We start from the raw sequence: 20,252 nt of genomic DNA, 5'->3' as shown, positions 1-20,252 counted from the left end.
CGGCACAGTTTGTCTTTTATTTTAGCATAAAAGCCCGGACTTCTATGAGCCGGGCTTTTTCACGTAATCAGTCAAGCTGTGTTAAAATGATCGGTTCGTTTTTCGTAATGACGATTGTATGCTCGATCTGTGCCACAAAGCTGCCGTCAGGCGTTTTGAATGTCCAGCCGTCTCCGGCTTCGATGGTATGCTCGGCTTTTGTGGAAACAAACGGCTCAAGGGCGATGACGGTTCCATTTTTAAAGAGCGCATTATCAAACGGGTCATAGTAATTTAAGATATGGTTGGGCGCTTCATGGAGGTTCTTTCCAATCCCGTGTCCCGTCAGGTTTTTAATGACGGTAAATCCGTTTGCTTTTGCTTCATTGTATACGGCTCTGCCGATTTGGTTTTGTTTCTTGCCGGCGCGCGCCTGCAAAAGTCCCTTTTGAAATGCGCTTTCCGCGCTTTGGCAAAGCTTGTGCAGCGTTTCATCGCCTTTTCCGAGTACAAATGAAATGCCAGTATCAGAATAGTAGCCGCCAAATTCAGCGGAGATGTCGATGTTGATCAAATCCCCTTCTTTTAAAATCGTGGATTCGCTTGGGATGCCGTGGGCGACTTCATCGTTCACACTGATGCACGTCGTTCCTGGGAAATCGTATTCTTTTTCCGGAGCCGATGCGGCGCCATGAGCCTCAAGCACTTCTTTACCGATGAGGTCCAGCTCTTTTGTGCTCATGCCGGGTGCTGCTTTTGCCTTCATTTCCTCCCTGGCTAAAGCGACGATTCTGCCTATTTTCTTGAGCCCTTCCAGCTCTTGGTCATTTGTTACAATCACAATTCATTCCCGCTTTCTTTTTTTATATTCTATTTCAAGCTTACCATATCTGCTTGCGAAAAAGGAACAGCGCGGCTTCAAGACCAAAAAAGCACCCGCTTTTAATGAAGCGGGTGCTTTTTGTTTATTGTCCGGAATCTGATTTCGTAGTTTGCGCCGCATCAGATTCTGATGTTTTCGGATTGTGGTTGGTGTAGTCGTAGTCGCTCGGGTTGATCGCTTTAAAGCCTTTCGGTTTATAAAAGCGCAGCAAATCTCCGTCGACGATTTTATCCGACATTTCGAGTTCTTTTTTCACGGACTCATCGATGTTCGGATCGATGTCTTTTTCGTTCAGAAGTTCTCCTGTTTTCGTGTCGTAGTAGTTTCCGTTCGTTTTCGTATATTCCGGAGAAACGAAATCGCCGTTGCGGAACGGAATAATTTCACGGTGTTCCGGTGACAGAAGGTCTGAACCGCTCATCAGGTAATCTTTCGTATTCACGCCCATCAAATGAAGCAGGGTAGGGGCTACATCAACTTCGCCGCCGTATTTATTGGATTTGATTCCCTTGACCCCAGGCGCGTGGATGAACAGCGGAACCTTTTGCAATTGGGCATTTTCATATGGTGTGATGTCTTTGCCCAATACTTTGGCCATCGCTTTGTTGTGATTTTCCGAAATACCGTAGTGGTCTCCGTACATGACGACAATCGTATTATCATACAGTCCGGATTTTTTCAGATCGTTGAAAAATTGTTCAATGGCCTGATCCATGTAGTTGGCCGACTGGAAATAATGGTCAACGACGCTGTCGCCGGTATCGCCGGCAGGGAAGTCTGTATCGCCTTCATCCATCTCGAACGGAAAATGGTTCGAAAGGGTGATAAACTTCGTATAGAACGGCTGTTTCAGGCTTTTCAACAGCGGCATTGATTCTTCAAAGAACGGTTTATCTTTCAATCCATAGTTTTTCGTTTTATCTTCGCTCATATCGTAATACGTAGCGTCAAAGAATTTGTCATAACCGATGGCTTTATACATTTCATTGCGGTTCCAGAACGTTTTGTAGTTGCCGTGGAATGCCGCTGATGTATAGCCTTGAGACTTCAAAATGGCCGGAGTTGACTGCAGCGTGTTTTGCGCTTTATTAATGAACACTGACCCTTGTGATAAAGGATACAGCGAGTTGTCCATCATAAATTCCGCGTCAGACGTTTTACCTTGTCCTGTTTGGTGGAAAAAGTTATCAAAATAAAACGTTTCATTGTCATGCGCCAGTGAATTTAAGAACGGCGTGACTTCCTTGCCGTCGATCTTATAGTCGATTGCGAACGTCTGAAGTGATTCCAGTGAAATGTAAACCACGTTCATGCCTTTCGCTTTTCCGAAGTATTCGGCATTCGGCTTATCATGATTGGCTTTAATATAGTTCTCTACTTCCGTCACGTCGCTGGAGCTTGCCAGTGCGCGCTGGCTGTTTGACTTGATATTCTGCACCGCATCATAGATTGTGAAGTTGTAGGTTCCCAAATATTTCACAAGGTAGTTGCGGTCAAAAGAACGGGTCAGAAGCTCTGGACGATCAATCTCGGCAACGGCCAGGTTGACGAGGAAGACAAGGATGCTTGTTCCCATCACAATTTTAAACGGGCGCTTCGTTGTTGTTTCAGAAGGTCTGTTATAGAATACAGCCAGCCCGATTAAAATAAAGGTATCGATGAAATACAAAACATCAAGCGGGTGCATGAGCGAGAAGATGCTGTCCCCGAGCTGCCCCCCGTTTGTTTTTGCCTGCATGATCGTAGGCAGCGTGATAAAGTCGCTGAAAAATCTGTAGTATACGACGTTTGCATATAGCAAAAAAGACATTAAAAAATGAATCACTATAATCGCTGTCTGCTGTATTTTTTTCTTGAACAAGAGTCCTAATCCAAGAAAGAACAAGCTTGAGCTAATCGGATTCACAAAAAGCAAAATCTGTTGTACTGTGTTGGTTATTCCTAAATTAAATTCAATTACATACGCAGCATAAGTTTTCAGCCATAGCAATATGGCGGCTATCAGGAAGAAGGCAAGACCTCTTTCCTTAATAAATCTTTTCAATTGTTACACTCCTTTTTTCCGGATCAGTAAAAAACCATCGGAACGAAAGAAAAAAACGAATGTATAAAATATACCATGAAATACCGATTTAGAAAAGCGGAAATCAACCTTGTGAAAAGAAGCTCAAACCCCCTGGTAAATCAGGGTTTTACAGTTCTCTGAAAAACATTTGGGAATATTTTACGCTTGTCTTGCATTGGCGGGAACGCATCTTTATGGCAGACTGTTGTTAGTATATGAACAAAAGGGGAGGATGTAGACCATGGATTTTTCGAGCATTGTTTCAGAAGATAAGATTAAGCGGGCCATTAAGGACGGCGAATTCGAAGGGCTTCCGGGAATGGGGAAACCCTTGAAAAAAGACGATGCCGCCCATGTTCCAGAGCATCTCCGCATGGCTTACCGGGTGATGAAAAACGCCGGAATGACGGGGGATGAAGGGGCTTTGAAGAAAGAGCTGATGACAATTGACGACTTAATCGCAAAGTGCGCGGATGAAGACGAGCGCGATCGTTTAATTGAGAGAAAAACAGAAACGCGGCTCAGGCTCGACAGGCTCGCCGATAAAAAAGGCATGTTTTCCAAACCTGCCTCAGCGTTTTATAAAGAAAAAGTGTACCGAAGGCTCAGCGGGAAATAAAAAAGCGCTGAGCAGGTTTATTTCTGTCCTATAGTGGTATTGACCCATAAACGAATAAAAGGGTGATAGGATGGAACGATTGTTGAACTGGGTTGAATACATATCAGATTGGCTTTGGGGGCCGCCGCTCATCATACTGCTGACAGGAACGGGAGTCTATTTAACGATCCTGCTGAAATTTTTTCAATTTCGCTATCCTCTCTATATCTTTAAGCAGACGATCGGAAGCGTCGGCAAAAAGCCGAAAGGAGAAGGGACGGTTACACCGTTGCAAGCTTTGACATCGGCTCTCAGCTCAACAGTCGGCGCCGCCAATATCGTCGGTGTGCCTGCGGCGATCATGTTCGGCGGTCCGGGAGCCGTGTTTTGGATGTGGCTGGTCGCTCTGTTTGCCATGGCGATCAAGTTTTCGGAAAGCGTCCTCGCCGTCCACTACAGAGAAAAAAACGAAGAAGGCGAATATGTCGGTGGGCCGATGTATTACATTACAAAAGGACTCTCTATGAAATGGCTCGGCGTCTTTTTTTCGGTCGCGCTGATGATTGAGCTCGTTCCGAGCATCATGGTGCAGGGAAATTCGGTTTCCGCATCATTAGCTGAGTCGTTTTCATTCAATCGTTTATACACCGGAATCGGGATTGCTTTTTTGATCGGTTTAGTGGTGATCGGAGGGATTAAACGGATTGGAAAAGTGACAGAGCTTGCGGTTCCGCTTATGGCAGGGGCGTACATCGGGGCCGGTTTCTTGATTGTCGTCATGAACCTTTCTTCTGTACCCGCATTTTTCTCTCTCATCTTTTCGAATGCGTTTACATCTTCTTCGGCATTCGGCGGCTTTGCAGGTGCGGCGGTTGCTGAAACCGTTCGCTGGGGGTTTGCGCGTGGACTTTATTCCAACGAAGCCGGGATGGGGACGGCGCCGATCGCCCACGCGGCGGCGATGACCGACCACCCTGTGAGACAGGGATTCTGGGCGGTGATCGGCATTGTGGTCGATACGCTGCTGATATGCACGACCACAGCCTTCGTCGTGCTCGCATCAGGCGTCTGGACCGCTGAAAATGCGGCGAGCAATCCGGGAGCACTGGCGGCAGCCGCATTCCGCAGCTATTTCGGCCCTGTGGGCGGATACTTCGTCTCCGTCTCGCTCGTTTTCTTTGTCTTATCAACGATCACAGTGGTCATTTTTTACGGAGTAAAACAAGCTGAATTTCTGTTCGGACGGCTCGCGGGGCATATGATTAAATTCGTCTATCTGGCCGCCGTCATCATCGGTGCTGCCGGAGGAGCAAAGGCGATATGGGGATTCCTTGATCTTGCGCTCGTTTTCATTCTTATTCCGAATATTTTGGCGGTGCTGCTCTTGAGCAAAAAAGTAAGGTCTTTATATGATGAGTTTTTTACATCAGAAAAGTATTATTTGAAAGACATCGGTCAGCAGGACGGCGCTGATGAACGTGATGAAAAAGTGAACAATTTATGATCTCAGCCGGTTGTTCCCGGCGCATAAATCGGAGGAAGCCTTGCTGTCCTTCGTTTTATGAAGGGAACGGCCGGGCTTTTTTTATTTTTGAAAGCGCTATAAAAATATGTTGACTACTTGTATATACAGAAATACAATATAGGTATGACATGTATATACAAGTTATAAGAGGAGAAGGAGGGATTGGAATGACTGATTTAAATCAATCAGCGCGACGGATTGTCGATGCTGTCGGCGGTGCAGACAACATTGCAGCTGTTACCCATTGTGTGACGCGTCTGCGATTTGCACTGCTCGATGAAAGCAAAGTCAATCAAGAGGTGCTGGAACAAATAGATGTTGTCAAAGGATCGTTTTCAACTAACGGCCAATTTCAAGTGGTGATCGGCCAAGGAACGGTCAACAATGTATATGCGGAGCTGGTGAAGGCCACAGGAATCGGCGAATCGTCAAAAGATGACGTCAAGAAAGCCTCAGAGAAAAATATGAATCCTTTACAGCGTGCTGTGAAAACGCTTGCAGATATTTTTATTCCAATATTGCCGGCGATTGTCACCGCCGGACTGCTGATGGGAATCAACAATATCCTGACGGCTCAAGACATTTTCTTCAGTGGAAAATCGATCGTTGAAGTCTATCCGCAATGGGCGGATCTCGCCAATATGATTAACTTGATTGCGGGAACGGCTTTCGCATTTCTCCCGGCATTAATCGGTTGGTCGGCCGTCAAGCGGTTTGGCGGAAATCCGCTGCTCGGCATCGTGCTGGGCGTCATGCTTGTGCATCCTGATTTGTTAAACGCTTGGGGATACGGGGCTGCCGAGCAAAGCGGAGAGATTCCTGTCTGGAATTTATTCGGTCTGGAAGTGCAGAAGGTCGGCTATCAGGGGCAGGTGCTTCCCATTTTGCTCGCATCTTATTTGCTTGCAAAAATTGAGCGCTTTTTGACAAAGCGGACGCCTGAGAGCATTCAGCTCCTTGTCGTGGCGCCGATTACGCTGCTTGTCACAGGTTTTGCTTCATTTATTGTCATTGGACCGATTACATTTGCCATCGGAAATGTCTTAACATCAGGCCTTATTGCTGTCTTTGAACAATTTGCCGTACTGGGCGGACTGTTATACGGCGGACTTTACGCCGCTCTCGTCATTACCGGAATGCATCATACATTCCTTGCCGTTGACCTTCAGCTGATCGGATCAAAGCTCGGCGGAACATTTTTATGGCCGATGCTGGCGCTGTCCAATATCGCACAAGGTTCAGCGGCACTTGCGATGATGTTTATTGTCAAAGATGAGAAGCAGAAAGGTCTGTCCTTGACATCCGGCATTTCAGCTTATCTCGGAATTACCGAACCGGCGCTGTTCGGGGTGAATCTCAGATACAGATTTCCGTTCGTGATCGCGATGATCAGCTCGGGGATTGCCGGAATGTTCATTTCCTCGCAAGGGGTTTTGGCAAGCTCTGTCGGCGTCGGCGGTGTACCCGGCATTTTCTCTATCATGAGCCAATTCTGGGGAGCGTTTGCAGTCGGGATGGCGATCGTGCTGATCGCGCCGTTCGCCGGAACATACCTCTATGCAAAATTAAAAATGAAATAAGAGAGGGAGAGGGGCGCGCATATTTGTCAGCCCTTTTCCCATTTCATAAAGAAGAAAACGGTGGTGTTGAAAAGTGGAAACGAAAGAAAATCCATGGTGGAAAAAAGCAGTCGTCTATCAGATTTATCCGAAAAGCTTTAAAGATACAACAGGTAACGGTGTCGGCGACATTCGCGGCATCATCGAAAAGCTCGACTACATCAAGGAGCTCGCCTGTGATGTCATTTGGCTGACGCCGATTTATCAATCGCCGCAAAACGACAACGGCTATGACATCAGCGACTATTACAACATTCATGAAGAATATGGAACAATGGCCGACTTTGAAGAGCTTCTAGAAGAGGCTCACAAACGCGGCATAAAGGTGATCATGGATCTTGTCGTCAACCATACATCAACAGAGCACAAATGGTTTAAAGAAGCAGCGTCCGGAAAAGAAAATCCGTATCGCGACTTTTATATTTGGAAGGACATGAAGCCGGACGGTGCCCCGCCGACAAACTGGGAATCGAAGTTCGGCGGTTCGGCGTGGGAGTTTCATGAAGAGACCGGACAGTATTATCTCCATCTCTATGATGTTACACAGGCGGATTTGAATTGGGAGAACGATGAAGTCAGAAAAAAAGTGTACAAGATGATGCATTTCTGGTTTGAAAAAGGAATCGACGGCTTCAGACTTGATGTCATCAATGTCATCTCAAAAGACCAGCGTTTCCCTGATGATGATCAAGGGGACGGGCGCAGATTTTATACGGACGGGCCGAGGGTTCACGAGTTTTTGAATGAAATGAACAGGGAGGTCTTTTCAAAATACGACAGCATGACGGTCGGGGAAATGTCATCGACGACAATCGCAGATTGCATCCGGTATACAAACCCTGAAAGCCGGGAGCTCGATATGGTGTTTAACTTTCACCATTTAAAGGCCGACTATCCAAACGGGGAAAAATGGGCGCTGGCGGATTTTGATTTTCTAAAGCTGAAGAAGATTCTTTCTGAATGGCAGACTGAGATGCATAAAGGAGGCGGGTGGAACGCATTGTTCTGGTGCAACCACGACCAGCCGCGGATCGTCTCACGCTACGGAGACGACGGAAAATACCGCATAAAATCTGCGAAAATGCTGGCAACCGCGATTCATATGCTTCAGGGGACACCATACATTTACCAGGGAGAAGAGCTCGGAATGACCAACCCGAAATTCGATGACATCTCTCTTTATCGGGATGTCGAATCTCTCAATATGTACCGTCTGCTGAAAGAAGCAGGAAAGCCGGAAGCCGAAATCATCGAAATCCTGAAAGCGAAGTCCCGTGATAATTCAAGGACGCCGGTGCAGTGGAACGGAGAAAAAAATGCCGGGTTTACGACGGGGACACCGTGGATTCCGGTGCCTGACAACTACAAAGAAATCAACGCAGAAAAAGCGCTCAGCGATCCTGACTCGATTTTCTACCATTATAAAAAGCTGAATAAGCTCCGCAAGGAATTCGATATCATCACAACCGGAGATTATCAGCTGATTCTGGAAGACGATCAAGCACTTTATGCGTATTTGAGAAACGGAGCGGATGAAAAACTGCTGGTGATCAATAATTTTTACGGGAAAGAAACAGAGTTCCAGCTCCCTGCTGATATTGATATTGAAGGCTATGATGCCAAGGTTCTCATTTCCAATGACACCGATCTTCCTGAGTCATTTACACGCTTTAAAGTGAAACCGTATCAATCGATTGTTTATCATCTTGCCAAACCATGCTAAACTAAGCGTGGTGGTAAAAAAATGAAGATCAATAAGTATATGATGATTTACAAACAAATTGCAGAACAAATCGATCAAAGCATACTGAATGCCGGAGATATCCTGCCGTCTGAAAACGACCTTGCCGAACAGCACGACACCTCGAGGGAAACCGTTCGGAAAGCGCTGAATGTGCTTGCCCAGAACGGATATATTCAAAAGATCAAAGGAAAGGGGTCAGTCGTGCTGCACAGGGAGAAAATGCAGTTCCCGGTTTCCGGTTTGGTCAGCTTTAAGGAGCTTTCAGAAACACTTGGCAAAGAGACAAGCACGACGGTCCACGAGTTCGGCTTGACGCATCCGGATGCATATATTCAAAAGCAGCTTCGCACTTCCGGAGATGAAGAGGTATGGCGCGTCGTCAGATCGCGGAATATTAACGGAGAGCGCATCATCCTGGATAAAGACTATTTTATCCGCAAGCATGTGCCGCTCTTGACGAAAGAAATATGCGAGGACTCGATTTACCAATACCTTGAAGGTGAATGCGGGCTCGTCATCAGCTATGCCCATAAGGAAATTGTGGTCGAGCCATGTACGGCTGAGGATCAAGAATATTTGGATTTGAACGGATACGAACACATTGTGGTTGTGAAGAATTTTGTTTTCCTTGATGATACAACCTTGTTTCAATATACGGAAAGCAGACACCGCCTGGATAAATTCCGGTTTGTCGATTTTGCAAGAAGAGAAAAGTAGCACGGTGCGCCTGACGGCGGCCGTGTTTTTTTATGCAGCCGTTTCTCATCACGTCCGCATTGAATATGCTGCAGCAGGTGTAAATGAGAAATGGAGGATGTAATCAATGATTCATGAAACCGTAAAGATCGGAAAGAACGTAGTATTGGGAGAGCACGCTGTCATTGAAGAAAATGTGGTCATCGGGGACAACGTAACAATCGGTCATCATGCCATTATTAAAAAGGATACTCAGATCGGCAGCGGGGTGAAAATCGGCGATTTGGCCGTCCTTGGCAAAGCGGCTTCTTCAAATAAAAAAATGGCCCGCCAGCCGAAGCAGGCGGGAGCGCCTTTGCGGATAGAAGATGATGCCGTAGTCGGTGCGAGTGCTGTTATATACCGGGACGTGCTGTTGGAAAAAGGCGTTTTTGTGGGAGACATGGCGAGCATTCGCGAAAATGTTGCGATCGGAAGAGAAAGCATTATAGGACGCAACGCGATGGTTGAAAACAATACCAGAATTGGAAAGAGAGTCACGATTCAAACGGGCTGCTATATCACCGCTGATATGACGATCGAAGATGAAGTGTTTATCGGCCCTTGCTGTTCCACATCAAATGATAAATATATGGGAATGGGAAACTACCCGTATCAAGGTCCAACTATTAAAAGAGGAGCGAAAATCGGGAACAACGCAACATTGCTGCCGGCGGTCATCATCGGGGAGCATGCGGTCATCGGAGCGGGCGCCGTCATCACAAAGGATGTTCCCGCAGGTAAAACGGCTGTGGGCAATCCAGGCCGATTGCTGAAATAAACGGTTTTTCAATCTTATCTGTGTTATATAACGTGTCTGCAAAAAAGAGAGATCATAGGATATAGAGCTTCAATATCTTTTAAAGATCATTGCAGCCAGAAAATGAAAAGAACTGGGGGTGGAAAAATGTCCATTCAAAACGCGGTGATGAACGGGGGATTTGAGACGGGAACCTTCTCGCCTTGGGTAGGCGTAAACGCATCTGTTACAAGTCAGTTTTCGCACTCAGGATTTTTCTCTGCAAGATTTTTGGGCGGACCAGTCACATCATATATTGCTCAATTTGTTCCGGCCAGGGCTGGGGAAGGAAGCGAATTTCTCGTTTCTCTTGCGAGAGCGGGATTTCTCCCGGCACCTTCTGTCACGATACAAGTTACTTATTTTAACAGTCAATTTAATTTTCTCGGATACGGGTTATTTGCCACTGTGCCGTCAAGCAGAATACCGGCAGCCGAAAATGGGACATGGCTTGAAGTCTATCAAACAACTTCACCTGCTCCCCCTGGCACCACCCAGGCATTCATTTTGATCAACAACATTCCGCAGGCGGGAACTGCAAGCGTGCTTGTGGATGATGTTGCTCTATTGAGTGTTGAGGGTGGAGGAGGTCCAACAGGAGCGACTGGTCCGACGGGAGCAACAGGCCCGACAGGCGCAACGGGTCCGGGAAGTCTGTTGGGAACACCGGCGCAGTCAACTGACCCTGTTTCACTCACAGTTGGCAGCGAAACACCAATTCTAACGACAACTGTTACCTCTTCAGCTGGACAGAATATAAAAGTCGATTCTATGGCTGAAGTTGATATTATCATAGGGCCAGCTACTACTTTTGAATACAGTATAATTTTTACATTGTATAGAAATAACGGCGCTATCGCACAAGTGTCTGTTGATTCTCAGGATGAAAAATCGGCAGGTTCGGTTCGTGTATATGGTGATATTCCTAACCTTACATGGGTTGATACACCAGGGGCAGGAACACAAACTTATGAGGTTAGAATTAATGTAACAGGGACTAACCTTTTGGCAGCCAATGTTAATACAAGAGCGCTAAATGCTGTAATCTTTGATTGATTGTAAAATGAAGAGTCCCCTTTAAGTTTTCATAAAGCTTAAAGGGGGTTTTTGTTTAAAAGATTCTAATGATAAATTATAAAATTTATCATTTATAGTGATTGGCGTTATAAAAATTCAAAGAAATAGAGTTTTATCCAAACGGTATACATAGATATTTCATATTTTGTTTGAGGGATATTATTATCTCAATTTTTGAGAAAGGGTGGTGAAACTTGATTGACCATTGAGAATCGAATAATAAATGGAGGGTTTGAAACCGGTTCTCTGCCGCCTTGGACAGGATTTAATGCCGTAGTTACTTCTAATTTCAGCCATTCAGGGATTTATAGTGTTAACTTGGTAACTTCATCGATTGGAATCTTAGCTCAGAGCTTTCTGGTTAACCCGGGAGAGAATTTTGAATTTGTTATATCTATTTCAAAAGCTAGCAGCGCTCCTAATCCTGCGATTGTAATAACAGTAGATTATTACAACTCCTCTTTTGACTTTTTGTCGCAGGGATTAAGCTTAACAATTCCAGTAAACCGTCTATCTGCAGTAAATGTGTGGAATGAAATTTATGCTACAACGAATAGTGCTCCTCCTGGAACCGTTATAGGAGTGGTAACTATTCAAAAACTCCCTCTTAGTGGGGGGGCACCGATACTAATTGATGATGTTGCAATGATAACAATTGATCAACCAGGAGCAACAGGCGCAACCGGGGCAACGGGTCCAACCGGAGTCACAGGTCCAACAGGCCCGACGGGAGCAACGGGTTCAACCGGAGCAACTGGCCCGACAGGAGCGACAGGCGCAACAGGCCCAACGGGAGCGACAGGCCCAACAGGTCCAACGGGAGCGACAGGAGCAACCGGAGCCACCGGCCCGACAGGAGCGACAGGCGCAACAGGCCCAACGGGAGCGACAGGCCCAACAGGGGCAACAGGCCCAACAGGAGCAACGGGTCCAACAGGACCAACGGGTCCGACGGGAGCAACAGGCTCAACAGGATCAACAGGCCCGACAGGCGCAACGGGAGCCACAGGTCCAACAGGAGTAACCGGGGCAACCGGAGCAACGGGTCCAACAGGAGTAACCGGGGCAACGGGAGCCACAGGAGCAACGGGAGCGACGGGTCCAACAGGTCCAACAGGAGCAACGGGTCCAACAGGAGCGACAGGTCCGACGGGAGCAACCGGCCCAACAGGAGCAACGGGTCCAACAGGAGCGACAGGCGCAACAGGTCCGCCAGGAGCAACCGGCCCGACGGGAGCAACCGGAGCCACAGGCTCAACCGGTCCAACAGGAGTAACAGGAGTAACAGGTCCGACAGGAGCAACAGGCCCAACGGGTCCAACAGGTCCAACAGGAGTAACCGGGGCAACGGGAGCAACGGGAGCGACGGGTCCAACAGGGGCAACAGGAGCAACGGGAGCGACAGGTCCAACAGGAGTAACCGGGGCAACGGGAGCGACAGGAGCAACCGGAGCAACCGGGACGACAGGCCCAACGGGTCCAACCGGAGCGACAGGTCCAACAGGAGTAACCGGGGCAACGGGAGCGACAGGCGCAACCGGTCCAACAGGAGCAACGGGTCCAACAGGACCAACGGGTTCAACCGGAGCAACCGGCCCAACAGGATCAACAGGCCCGACAGGAGCAACGGGAGCAACAGGAGCAACCGGAGCCACAGGCCCAACCGGTCCAACGGGAGCGACAGGCGCAACGGGAGCGACAGGCCCAACCGGAGCGACAGGCGCAACCGGAGCAACCGGAGCAACCGGAGCAACCGGTCCAACAGGAGCAACGGGAGCAACAGGAGCAACCGGCCCGACAGGCGCAACCGGAGCAACGGGTCCAACAGGAGCAACGGGTCCAACAGGAGCGACAGGTCCGACGGGAGCAACCGGCCCAACAGGAGCAACGGGTCCAACAGGAGCAACGGGTCCAACAGGAGCGACAGGCGCAACAGGTCCGCCAGGAGCCACCGGCCCGACGGGAGCAACCGGGGCAACAGGAGCGACGGGTCCAACAGGAGCGACGGGTCCAACCGGAGCAACCGGTCCGACGGGAGCAACCGGCCCAACAGGCCCGACAGGAGCAACAGGTCCGACAGGAGCAACCGGCCCAACAGGAGCAACCGGTCCGACGGGAGCAACGGGTCCAACCGGAGTGACAGGTCCGACGGGAGCAACGGGTCCAACAGGGGCAACAGGACCAACGGGTCCAACCGGAGCGACAGGTCCAACAGGAGTAACAGGGGCAACAGGAGCAACAGGCCCAACAGGAGTAACAGGTCCGACAGGAGCGACAGGAGCCACAGGACCAACGGGTCCAACAGGAGTAACCGGGGCAACGGGAGGCACAGGCGCAACGGGAGCGACGGGTCCAACAGGGGCGACAGGACCAACGGGTCCAACCGGAGCGACAGGTCCAACCGGCGCAACGGGAGCGACGGGCCCAACAGGGGCGACAGGACCAACGGGTCCAACAGGGGCGACAGGATCAACGGGTCCAACAGGAGCGACAGGCCCAACAGGAGTAACCGGGGCAACGGGAGCCACCGGCGCAACAGGAGCGACGGGTCCAACAGGAGCCACCGGCCCGACAGGAGCGACAGGCGCAACAGGCCCAACGGGTTCAACAGGAGTAACCGGGGCAACGGGAGCCACAGGCGCAACGGGAGCGACGGGTCCAACAGGGGCAACAGGTCCAACGGGAGCGACAGGCGCAACCGGAGCAACCGGGGCGACAGGTCCAACAGGAGCAACAGGTCCAACCGGCCCGACAGGAGCAACAGGGCCAACAGGTCCAACGGGAGCCACCGGCGCAACAGGAGCGACGGGTCCAACAGGGGCAACAGGACCAACGGGTCCAACTGGAGCGACAGGCGCAACAGGTCCGCCAGGAGCCACCGGCCCGACGGGAGCAACAGGGGCAACAGGAGCCACCGGCTCAACCGGTCCAACAGGAGTAACAGGGGCAACAGGAGCAACAGGCCCAACGGGTCCAACAGGAGCCACAGGTCCAACCGGAGCGACAGGTCCAACAGGAGTAACCGGGGCAACGGGAGCCACCGGCGCAACAGGAGCGACGGGTCCAACAGGAGCCACCGGCCCGACAGGAGCGACAGGCGCAACAGGCCCAACGGGTTCAACAGGAGTAGCCGGGGCAACGGGAGCCACAGGCGCAACGGGAGCGACGGGTCCAACAGGGGCAACAGGTCCAACGGGAGCGACAGGCGCAACCGGAGCAACCGGGGCGACAGGCCCAACGGGTCCAACCGGAGCGACAGGTCCAACAGGAGTAACCGGGGCAACGGGAGCGACAGGCGCAACCGGTCCAACAGGAGCAACGGGAGCGACAGGAGCAACGGGTCCAACAGGACCAACGGGTCCGACGGGAGCAACGGGTTCAACCGGAGCAACCGGCCCAACAGGATCAACAGGCCCGACAGGAGCAACGGGAGCGACAGGAGCAACCGGTCCAACGGGAGCGACAGGCTCAACCGGAGCCACAGGCCCAACAGGTCCAACGGGAGCGACAGGCTCAACCGGTCCAACAGGAGTAACCGGGGCAACGGGAGCCACAGGAGCAACGGGAGCGACGGGTCCAACAGGAGTAATCGGGGCAACAGGAGCAACAGGCCCAACAGGACCAACGGGAGCCACAGGAGCAACAGGAGCGACGGGTCCAACAGGGGCAACAGGACCAACGGGTCCAACCGGAGCCACAGGTCCAACAGGAGTAACCGGGGCAACAGGAGCGACGGGTCCAACAGGAGTAACCGGGGCAACGGGAGCCACAGGAGCAACGGGAGCGACGGGTCCAACAGGTCCAACAGGAGCAACGGGTCCAACAGGAGCGACAGGTCCGACGGGAGCAACCGGCCCAACAGGAGCAACGGGTCCAACAGGAGCGACAGGCGCAACAGGTCCGCCAGGAGCAACCGGCCCGACGGGAGCAACCGGAGCCACAGGCTCAACCGGTCCAACAGGAGTAACAGGAGTAACAGGTCCGACAGGAGCAACAGGCCCAACGGGTCCAACAGGTCCAACAGGAGTAACCGGGGCAACGGGAGCAACGGGAGCGACGGGTCCAACAGGGGCAACAGGAGCAACGGGAGCGACAGGCCCAACAGGTCCAACGGGAGCGACAGGAGCAACCGGAGCAACCGGGACGACAGGCCCAACGGGTCCAACCGGAGCGACAGGTCCAACAGGAGTAACCGGGGCAACGGGAGCGACAGGCGCAACCGGTCCAACAGGAGCAACGGGTCCAACAGGACCAACGGGTTCAACCGGAGCAACCGGCCCAACAGGATCAACAGGCCCGACAGGAGCAACGGGAGCGACAGGAGCAACCGGAGCCACAGGCCCAACCGGTCCAACGGGAGCGACAGGCGCAACGGGAGCGACAGGCCCAACGGGAGCGACAGGCGCAACCGGTCCAACAGGAGCAACCGGTCCAACAGGAGCAACGGGAGCAACAGGAGCAACCGGCCCGACAGGCGCAACCGGAGCAACGGGTCCAACAGGAGCAACGGGTCCAACAGGAGCGACAGGTCCGACGGGAGCAACCGGCCCAACAGGAGCAACGGGTCCAACAGGAGCAACGGGTCCAACAGGAGCGACAGGCGCAACAGGTCCGCCAGGAGCCACCGGCCCGACGGGAGCAACCGGCCCAACAGGAGCAACGGGTCCAACAGGAGCAACGGGTCCAACAGGAGCGACAGGCGCAACAGGTCCGCCAGGAGCCACCGGCCCGACGGGAGCAACCGGGGCAACAGGAGCGACGGGTCCAACAGGAGCGACGGGTCCAACCGGGGCAACAGGAGCGACGGGTCCAACAGGAGCGACGGGTCCAACCGGGGCAACAGGAGCGACGGGTCCAACAGGAGCGACAGGTCCAACAGGGGCAACAGGAGCGACAGGTCCAACAGGGGCAACAGGAGCGACAGGTCCAACAGGGGCAACAGGTCCAACGGGAGCAACAGGACCAACAGGAGCAACCGGCCCGACAGGCGCAACCGGAGCAACGGGTCCAACCGGAGCAACGGGTCCAACCGGAGCAACCGGTCCGACGGGAGCCACCGGCCCAACAGGCCCGACAGGAGCAACAGGTCCGACAGGAGCAACCGGCCCAACAGGAGCAACCGGTCCGACGGGAGCAACGGGTCCAACCGGAGTGACAGGTCCGACGGGAGCAACGGGTCCAACAGGGGCAACAGGACCAACGGGTCCAACCGGAGCGACAGGTCCAACAGGAGTAACAGGGGCAACAGGAGCAACAGGCCCAACAGGAGTAACAGGTCCGACAGGAGCGACAGGAGCCACAGGACCAACGGGTCCAACAGGAGTAACCGGGGCAACGGGAGGCACAGGCGCAACGGGAGCGACGGGTCCAACAGGGGCAACAGGTCCAACGGGAGCGACAGGCGCAACCGGAGCAACCGGGGCGACAGGTCCAACAGGAGCAACAGGTCCAACCGGCCCGACAGGAGCAACAGGGCCAACAGGTCCAACGGGAGCCACCGGCGCAACAGGAGCGACGGGTCCAACAGGGGCAACAGGACCAACGGGTCCAACTGGAGCGACAGGCGCAACAGGTCCGCCAGGAGCCACCGGCCCGACGGGAGCAACAGGGGCAACAGGAGCCACCGGAGCGACAGGAGCAACAGGCTCAACCGGTCCAACAGGAGTAACAGGGGCAACAGGAGCAACAGGCCCAACGGGTCCAACAGGAGCCACAGGTCCAACCGGAGCGACAGGTCCAACAGGAGTAACCGGGGCAACGGGAGCCACCGGCGCAACAGGAGCGACGGGTCCAACAGGAGCCACCGGCCCGACAGGAGCGACAGGCGCAACAGGCCCAACGGGTTCAACAGGAGTAACCGGGGCAACGGGAGCCACAGGCGCAACGGGAGCGACGGGTCCAACAGGGGCAACAGGTCCAACGGGAGCGACAGGCGCAACCGGAGCAACCGGGGCGACAGGCCCAACGGGTCCAACCGGAGCGACAGGTCCAACAGGAGTAACCGGGGCAACGGGAGCGACAGGCGCAACCGGTCCAACAGGAGCAACGGGAGCGACAGGAGCAACGGGTCCAACAGGACCAACGGGTCCGACGGGAGCAACGGGTTCAACCGGATCAACAGGCCCAACAGGATCAACAGGCCCGACAGGAGCAACAGGATCAACAGGCCCGACAGGAGCAACGGGAGCGACAGGAGCAACCGGTCCAACGGGAGCGACAGGAGCAACCGGAGCCACAGGCCCAACAGGTCCAACGGGAGCGACAGGCTCAACCGGTCCAACAGGAGTAACCGGGGCAACGGGAGCCACAGGAGCAACGGGAGCGACGGGTCCAACAGGAGTAATCGGGGCAACAGGAGCAACAGGCCCAACAGGACCAACGGGAGCCACAGGAGCAACAGGAGCGACGGGTCCAACAGGGGCAACAGGACCAACGGGTCCAACCGGAGCCACAGGTCCAACAGGAGTAACCGGGGCAACAGGAGCGACGGGTCCAACAGGAGTAACCGGGGCAACGGGAGCCACAGGAGCAACGGGAGCGACGGGTCCAACAGGTCCAACAGGAGCAACGGGTCCAACAGGAGCGACAGGTCCGACGGGAGCAACCGGCCCAACAGGAGCAACGGGTCCAACAGGAGCGACAGGCGCAACAGGTCCGCCAGGAGCAACCGGCCCGACGGGAGCAACCGGAGCCACAGGCTCAACCGGTCCAACAGGAGTAACAGGAGTAACAGGTCCGCCAGGAGCAACAGGCCCAACGGGTCCAACAGGTCCAACAGGAGTAACCGGGGCAACGGGAGCAACGGGAGCGACGGGTCCAACAGGGGCAACAGGAGCAACGGGAGCGACAGGCCCAACAGGTCCAACGGGAGCGACAGGAGCAACCGGAGCAACCGGGACGACAGGCCCAACGGGTCCAACCGGAGCGACAGGTCCAACAGGAGTAACCGGGGCAACGGGAGCGACAGGCGCAACCGGTCCAACAGGAGCAACGGGTCCAACAGGACCAACGGGTTCAACCGGAGCAACCGGCCCAACAGGATCAACAGGCCCGACAGGAGCAACGGGAGCGACAGGAGCAACCGGAGCCACAGGCCCAACCGGTCCAACGGGAGCGACAGGCGCAACGGGAGCGACAGGCCCAACGGGAGCGACAGGCGTAACCGGAGCAACCGGAGCAACCGGTCCAACAGGAGCAACGGGTCCAACAGGACCAACGGGTTCAACCGGAGCAACCGGCCCAACAGGATCAACAGGCCCGACAGGAGCAACGGGAGCGACAGGAGCAACCGGAGCCACAGGCCCAACCGGTCCAACGGGAGCGACAGGCGCAACGGGAGCGACAGGCGCAACAGGTCCGCCAGGAGCCACCGGCCCGACGGGAGCAACCGGCCCAACAGGAGCAACGGGTCCAACAGGAGCAACGGGTCCAACAGGAGCGACAGGCGCAACAGGTCCGCCAGGAGCCACCGGCCCGACGGGAGCAACCGGGGCAACAGGAGCGACGGGTCCAACAGGAGCGACGGGTCCAACCGGGGCAACAGGAGCGACGGGTCCAACAGGAGCGACGGGTCCAACCGGGGCAACAGGAGCGACGGGTCCAACCGGAGCGACGGGTCCAACAGGAGCGACAGGTCCAACAGGGGCAACAGGAGCGACAGGTCCAACAGGGGCAACAGGTCCAACGGGAGCAACAGGACCAACAGGAGCAACCGGCCCGACAGGCGCAACCGGAGCAACGGGTCCAACCGGAGCAACGGGTCCAACCGGAGCAACCGGTCCGACGGGAGCAACCGGCCCAACAGGCCCGACAGGAGCAACAGGTCCGACAGGAGCAACCGGCCCAACAGGAGCAACCGGTCCGACGGGAGCAACGGGTCCAACCGGAGTGACAGGTCCGACGGGAGCAACGGGTCCAACAGGGGCAACAGGACCAACGGGTCCAACCGGAGCGACAGGTCCAACAGGAGTAACAGGGGCAACAGGAGCAACAGGCCCAACAGGAGTAACAGGTCCGACAGGAGCGACAGGAGCCACAGGACCAACGGGTCCAACAGGAGTAACCGGGGCAACGGGAGGCACAGGCGCAACGGGAGCGACGGGTCCAACAGGGGCGACAGGACCAACGGGTCCAACCGGAGCGACAGGTCCAACCGGCGCAACGGGAGCGACGGGCCCAACAGGGGCGACAGGACCAACGGGTCCAACAGGGGCGACAGGATCAACGGGTCCAACAGGAGCGACAGGTCCAACCGGAGCGACAGGTCCAACAGGAGTAACCGGGGCAACGGGAGCCACAGGCGCAACGGGAGCGACGGGCCCAACAGGGGCGACAGGTCCAACGGGTCCAACCGGAGCGACAGGTCCAACCGGCGCAACGGGAGCGACGGGTCCAACAGGGGCGACAGGATCAACGGGTCCAACAGGAGCAACCGGCCCGACGGGAGCAACCGGCCCGACAGGCGCAACGGGAGCGACAGGCCCGACAGGGGCAACGGGAGCGACAGGCCCGACAGGGGCAACGGGAGCGACAGGCCCAACAGGTCCACAGGGTCCAACGGGTCCGCCGGGTGAAGCAGGAACAATGGGAGCAGCTGGTCCAACAGGACCAACAGGACCAGCCAGTCCACAAACTGCTATATTCTTTAACAATCTATTTGGGTCTACTACTGTTTACAATCCGCCAACGGTTCCTTTAAATACAGAAGTAACTGTTGTATCGGTTCCTAATGTATCGGTCACTAGTGGGCAAAATATTAAGGTGGATTATGCATTGGCTATAGAAGCTGTAAATACTGCAAACAGTAATATAATTTTTGAAATAAGGCTATATAGAGGCGGAACTTTAGTTCAAACAAGAATATTTAATAGGAGTCTCGCGGCTGCCGGCACTCAAAGGTTTCCATTAGCCAGCACAATTGTTGATACAGTTCCTGCCACCGCAACAGTTGATTATTCAGTTAGGGTAGCGGTAACAACGGCTTCAAATGTTACTTCCGCTGCAGCATTTAATAGAGATTTAAATCTCATTCGGTTCCCTTAAAGGGAGGGGGGGAAAGCTAAATGGAGCTTTCCCCTTTTGAAGTTTCATATTAAGTGAAAGAACGTTGCTTTAAAGTTAATATAGTTTGATTCACTCGGATTTAACTTCTATAAATGTGTTTTAATCGTATGGAAAATAACGTGACCGAGCTTAGCAAGGAGACATAGTATATGTTAGCTTCATTCT

Annotated in this window: 10 protein-coding genes and 1 pseudogene; 9 read left to right on the top strand and 2 right to left on the bottom strand. The window is 53.6% G+C overall.

The genetic code is table 11. The features are described from left to right. Positions 1 to 67 precede the first annotated feature (67 nt). A complete protein-coding gene (map, locus tag M1E03_RS17445) occupies positions 68 to 820 on the bottom strand; it encodes a type I methionyl aminopeptidase (RefSeq protein ID WP_020450540.1) in 753 nt (250 codons plus the stop codon). A 124-nt stretch (positions 821 to 944) separates the two neighbouring features. Then, entirely contained in the window at positions 945 to 2,906 is a 1,962-nt protein-coding gene (locus tag M1E03_RS17440) for an LTA synthase family protein (protein ID WP_075213001.1), read from the bottom strand. 262 nt (positions 2,907 to 3,168) lie between these two features. Between M1E03_RS17440 and M1E03_RS17435 the strand changes: the two genes are divergently transcribed. From M1E03_RS17435 to M1E03_RS17395, 9 genes and pseudogenes are all read left to right on the top strand, one after another. Further along, positions 3,169 to 3,546: a DnaJ family domain-containing protein gene (locus M1E03_RS17435; RefSeq protein ID WP_020450542.1), complete on the top strand. Its 378-nt coding sequence runs from the start codon at positions 3,169 to 3,171 to the stop codon at positions 3,544 to 3,546. 70 nt (positions 3,547 to 3,616) lie between these two features. After that, on the top strand, positions 3,617 to 5,029 hold the full coding sequence (locus tag M1E03_RS17430; protein ID WP_095292877.1) for an alanine/glycine:cation symporter family protein: 1,413 nt from the start codon (positions 3,617 to 3,619) through the stop codon (positions 5,027 to 5,029). 188 nt (positions 5,030 to 5,217) lie between these two features. Continuing rightward, positions 5,218 to 6,630, top strand: a complete 1,413-nt coding sequence (treP, locus tag M1E03_RS17425; RefSeq protein ID WP_080131270.1) for a PTS system trehalose-specific EIIBC component — start codon at positions 5,218 to 5,220, stop codon at positions 6,628 to 6,630. A gap of 73 nt (positions 6,631 to 6,703) precedes the next feature. Beyond that, complete coding sequence (treC, locus tag M1E03_RS17420; RefSeq protein ID WP_080131271.1) at positions 6,704 to 8,392, top strand: alpha,alpha-phosphotrehalase; 1,689 nt, start codon at positions 6,704 to 6,706, stop codon at positions 8,390 to 8,392. A gap of 21 nt (positions 8,393 to 8,413) precedes the next feature. Next, complete coding sequence (gene treR / locus M1E03_RS17415; protein ID WP_020450546.1) at positions 8,414 to 9,130, top strand: trehalose operon repressor; 717 nt, start codon at positions 8,414 to 8,416, stop codon at positions 9,128 to 9,130. 106 nt (positions 9,131 to 9,236) lie between these two features. Then, the gene (locus M1E03_RS17410; RefSeq protein WP_103750385.1) at positions 9,237 to 9,929 is read left to right on the top strand and encodes an N-acetyltransferase; all 693 of its coding nucleotides are present in this window, start codon (positions 9,237 to 9,239) and stop codon (positions 9,927 to 9,929) included. A gap of 126 nt (positions 9,930 to 10,055) precedes the next feature. After that, on the top strand, positions 10,056 to 11,003 hold the full coding sequence (locus M1E03_RS17405; protein ID WP_458110537.1) for an NTTRR-F1 domain: 948 nt from the start codon (positions 10,056 to 10,058) through the stop codon (positions 11,001 to 11,003). Between the two features lie 219 nt (positions 11,004 to 11,222). Beyond that, positions 11,223 to 11,618: pseudogene (locus M1E03_RS17400) on the top strand (NTTRR-F1 domain); the annotation flags it as partial. A 51-nt stretch (positions 11,619 to 11,669) separates the two neighbouring features. Continuing rightward, complete coding sequence (locus tag M1E03_RS17395) at positions 11,670 to 20,066, top strand: hypothetical protein (protein ID WP_458110811.1); 8,397 nt, start codon at positions 11,670 to 11,672, stop codon at positions 20,064 to 20,066. Positions 20,067 to 20,252: the final 186 nt, after the last annotated feature.

Source organism: Bacillus sp. PK6-013 (genome assembly GCF_054161445.1).
This window is presented reverse-complemented; position numbering and strand designations above follow the sequence as displayed.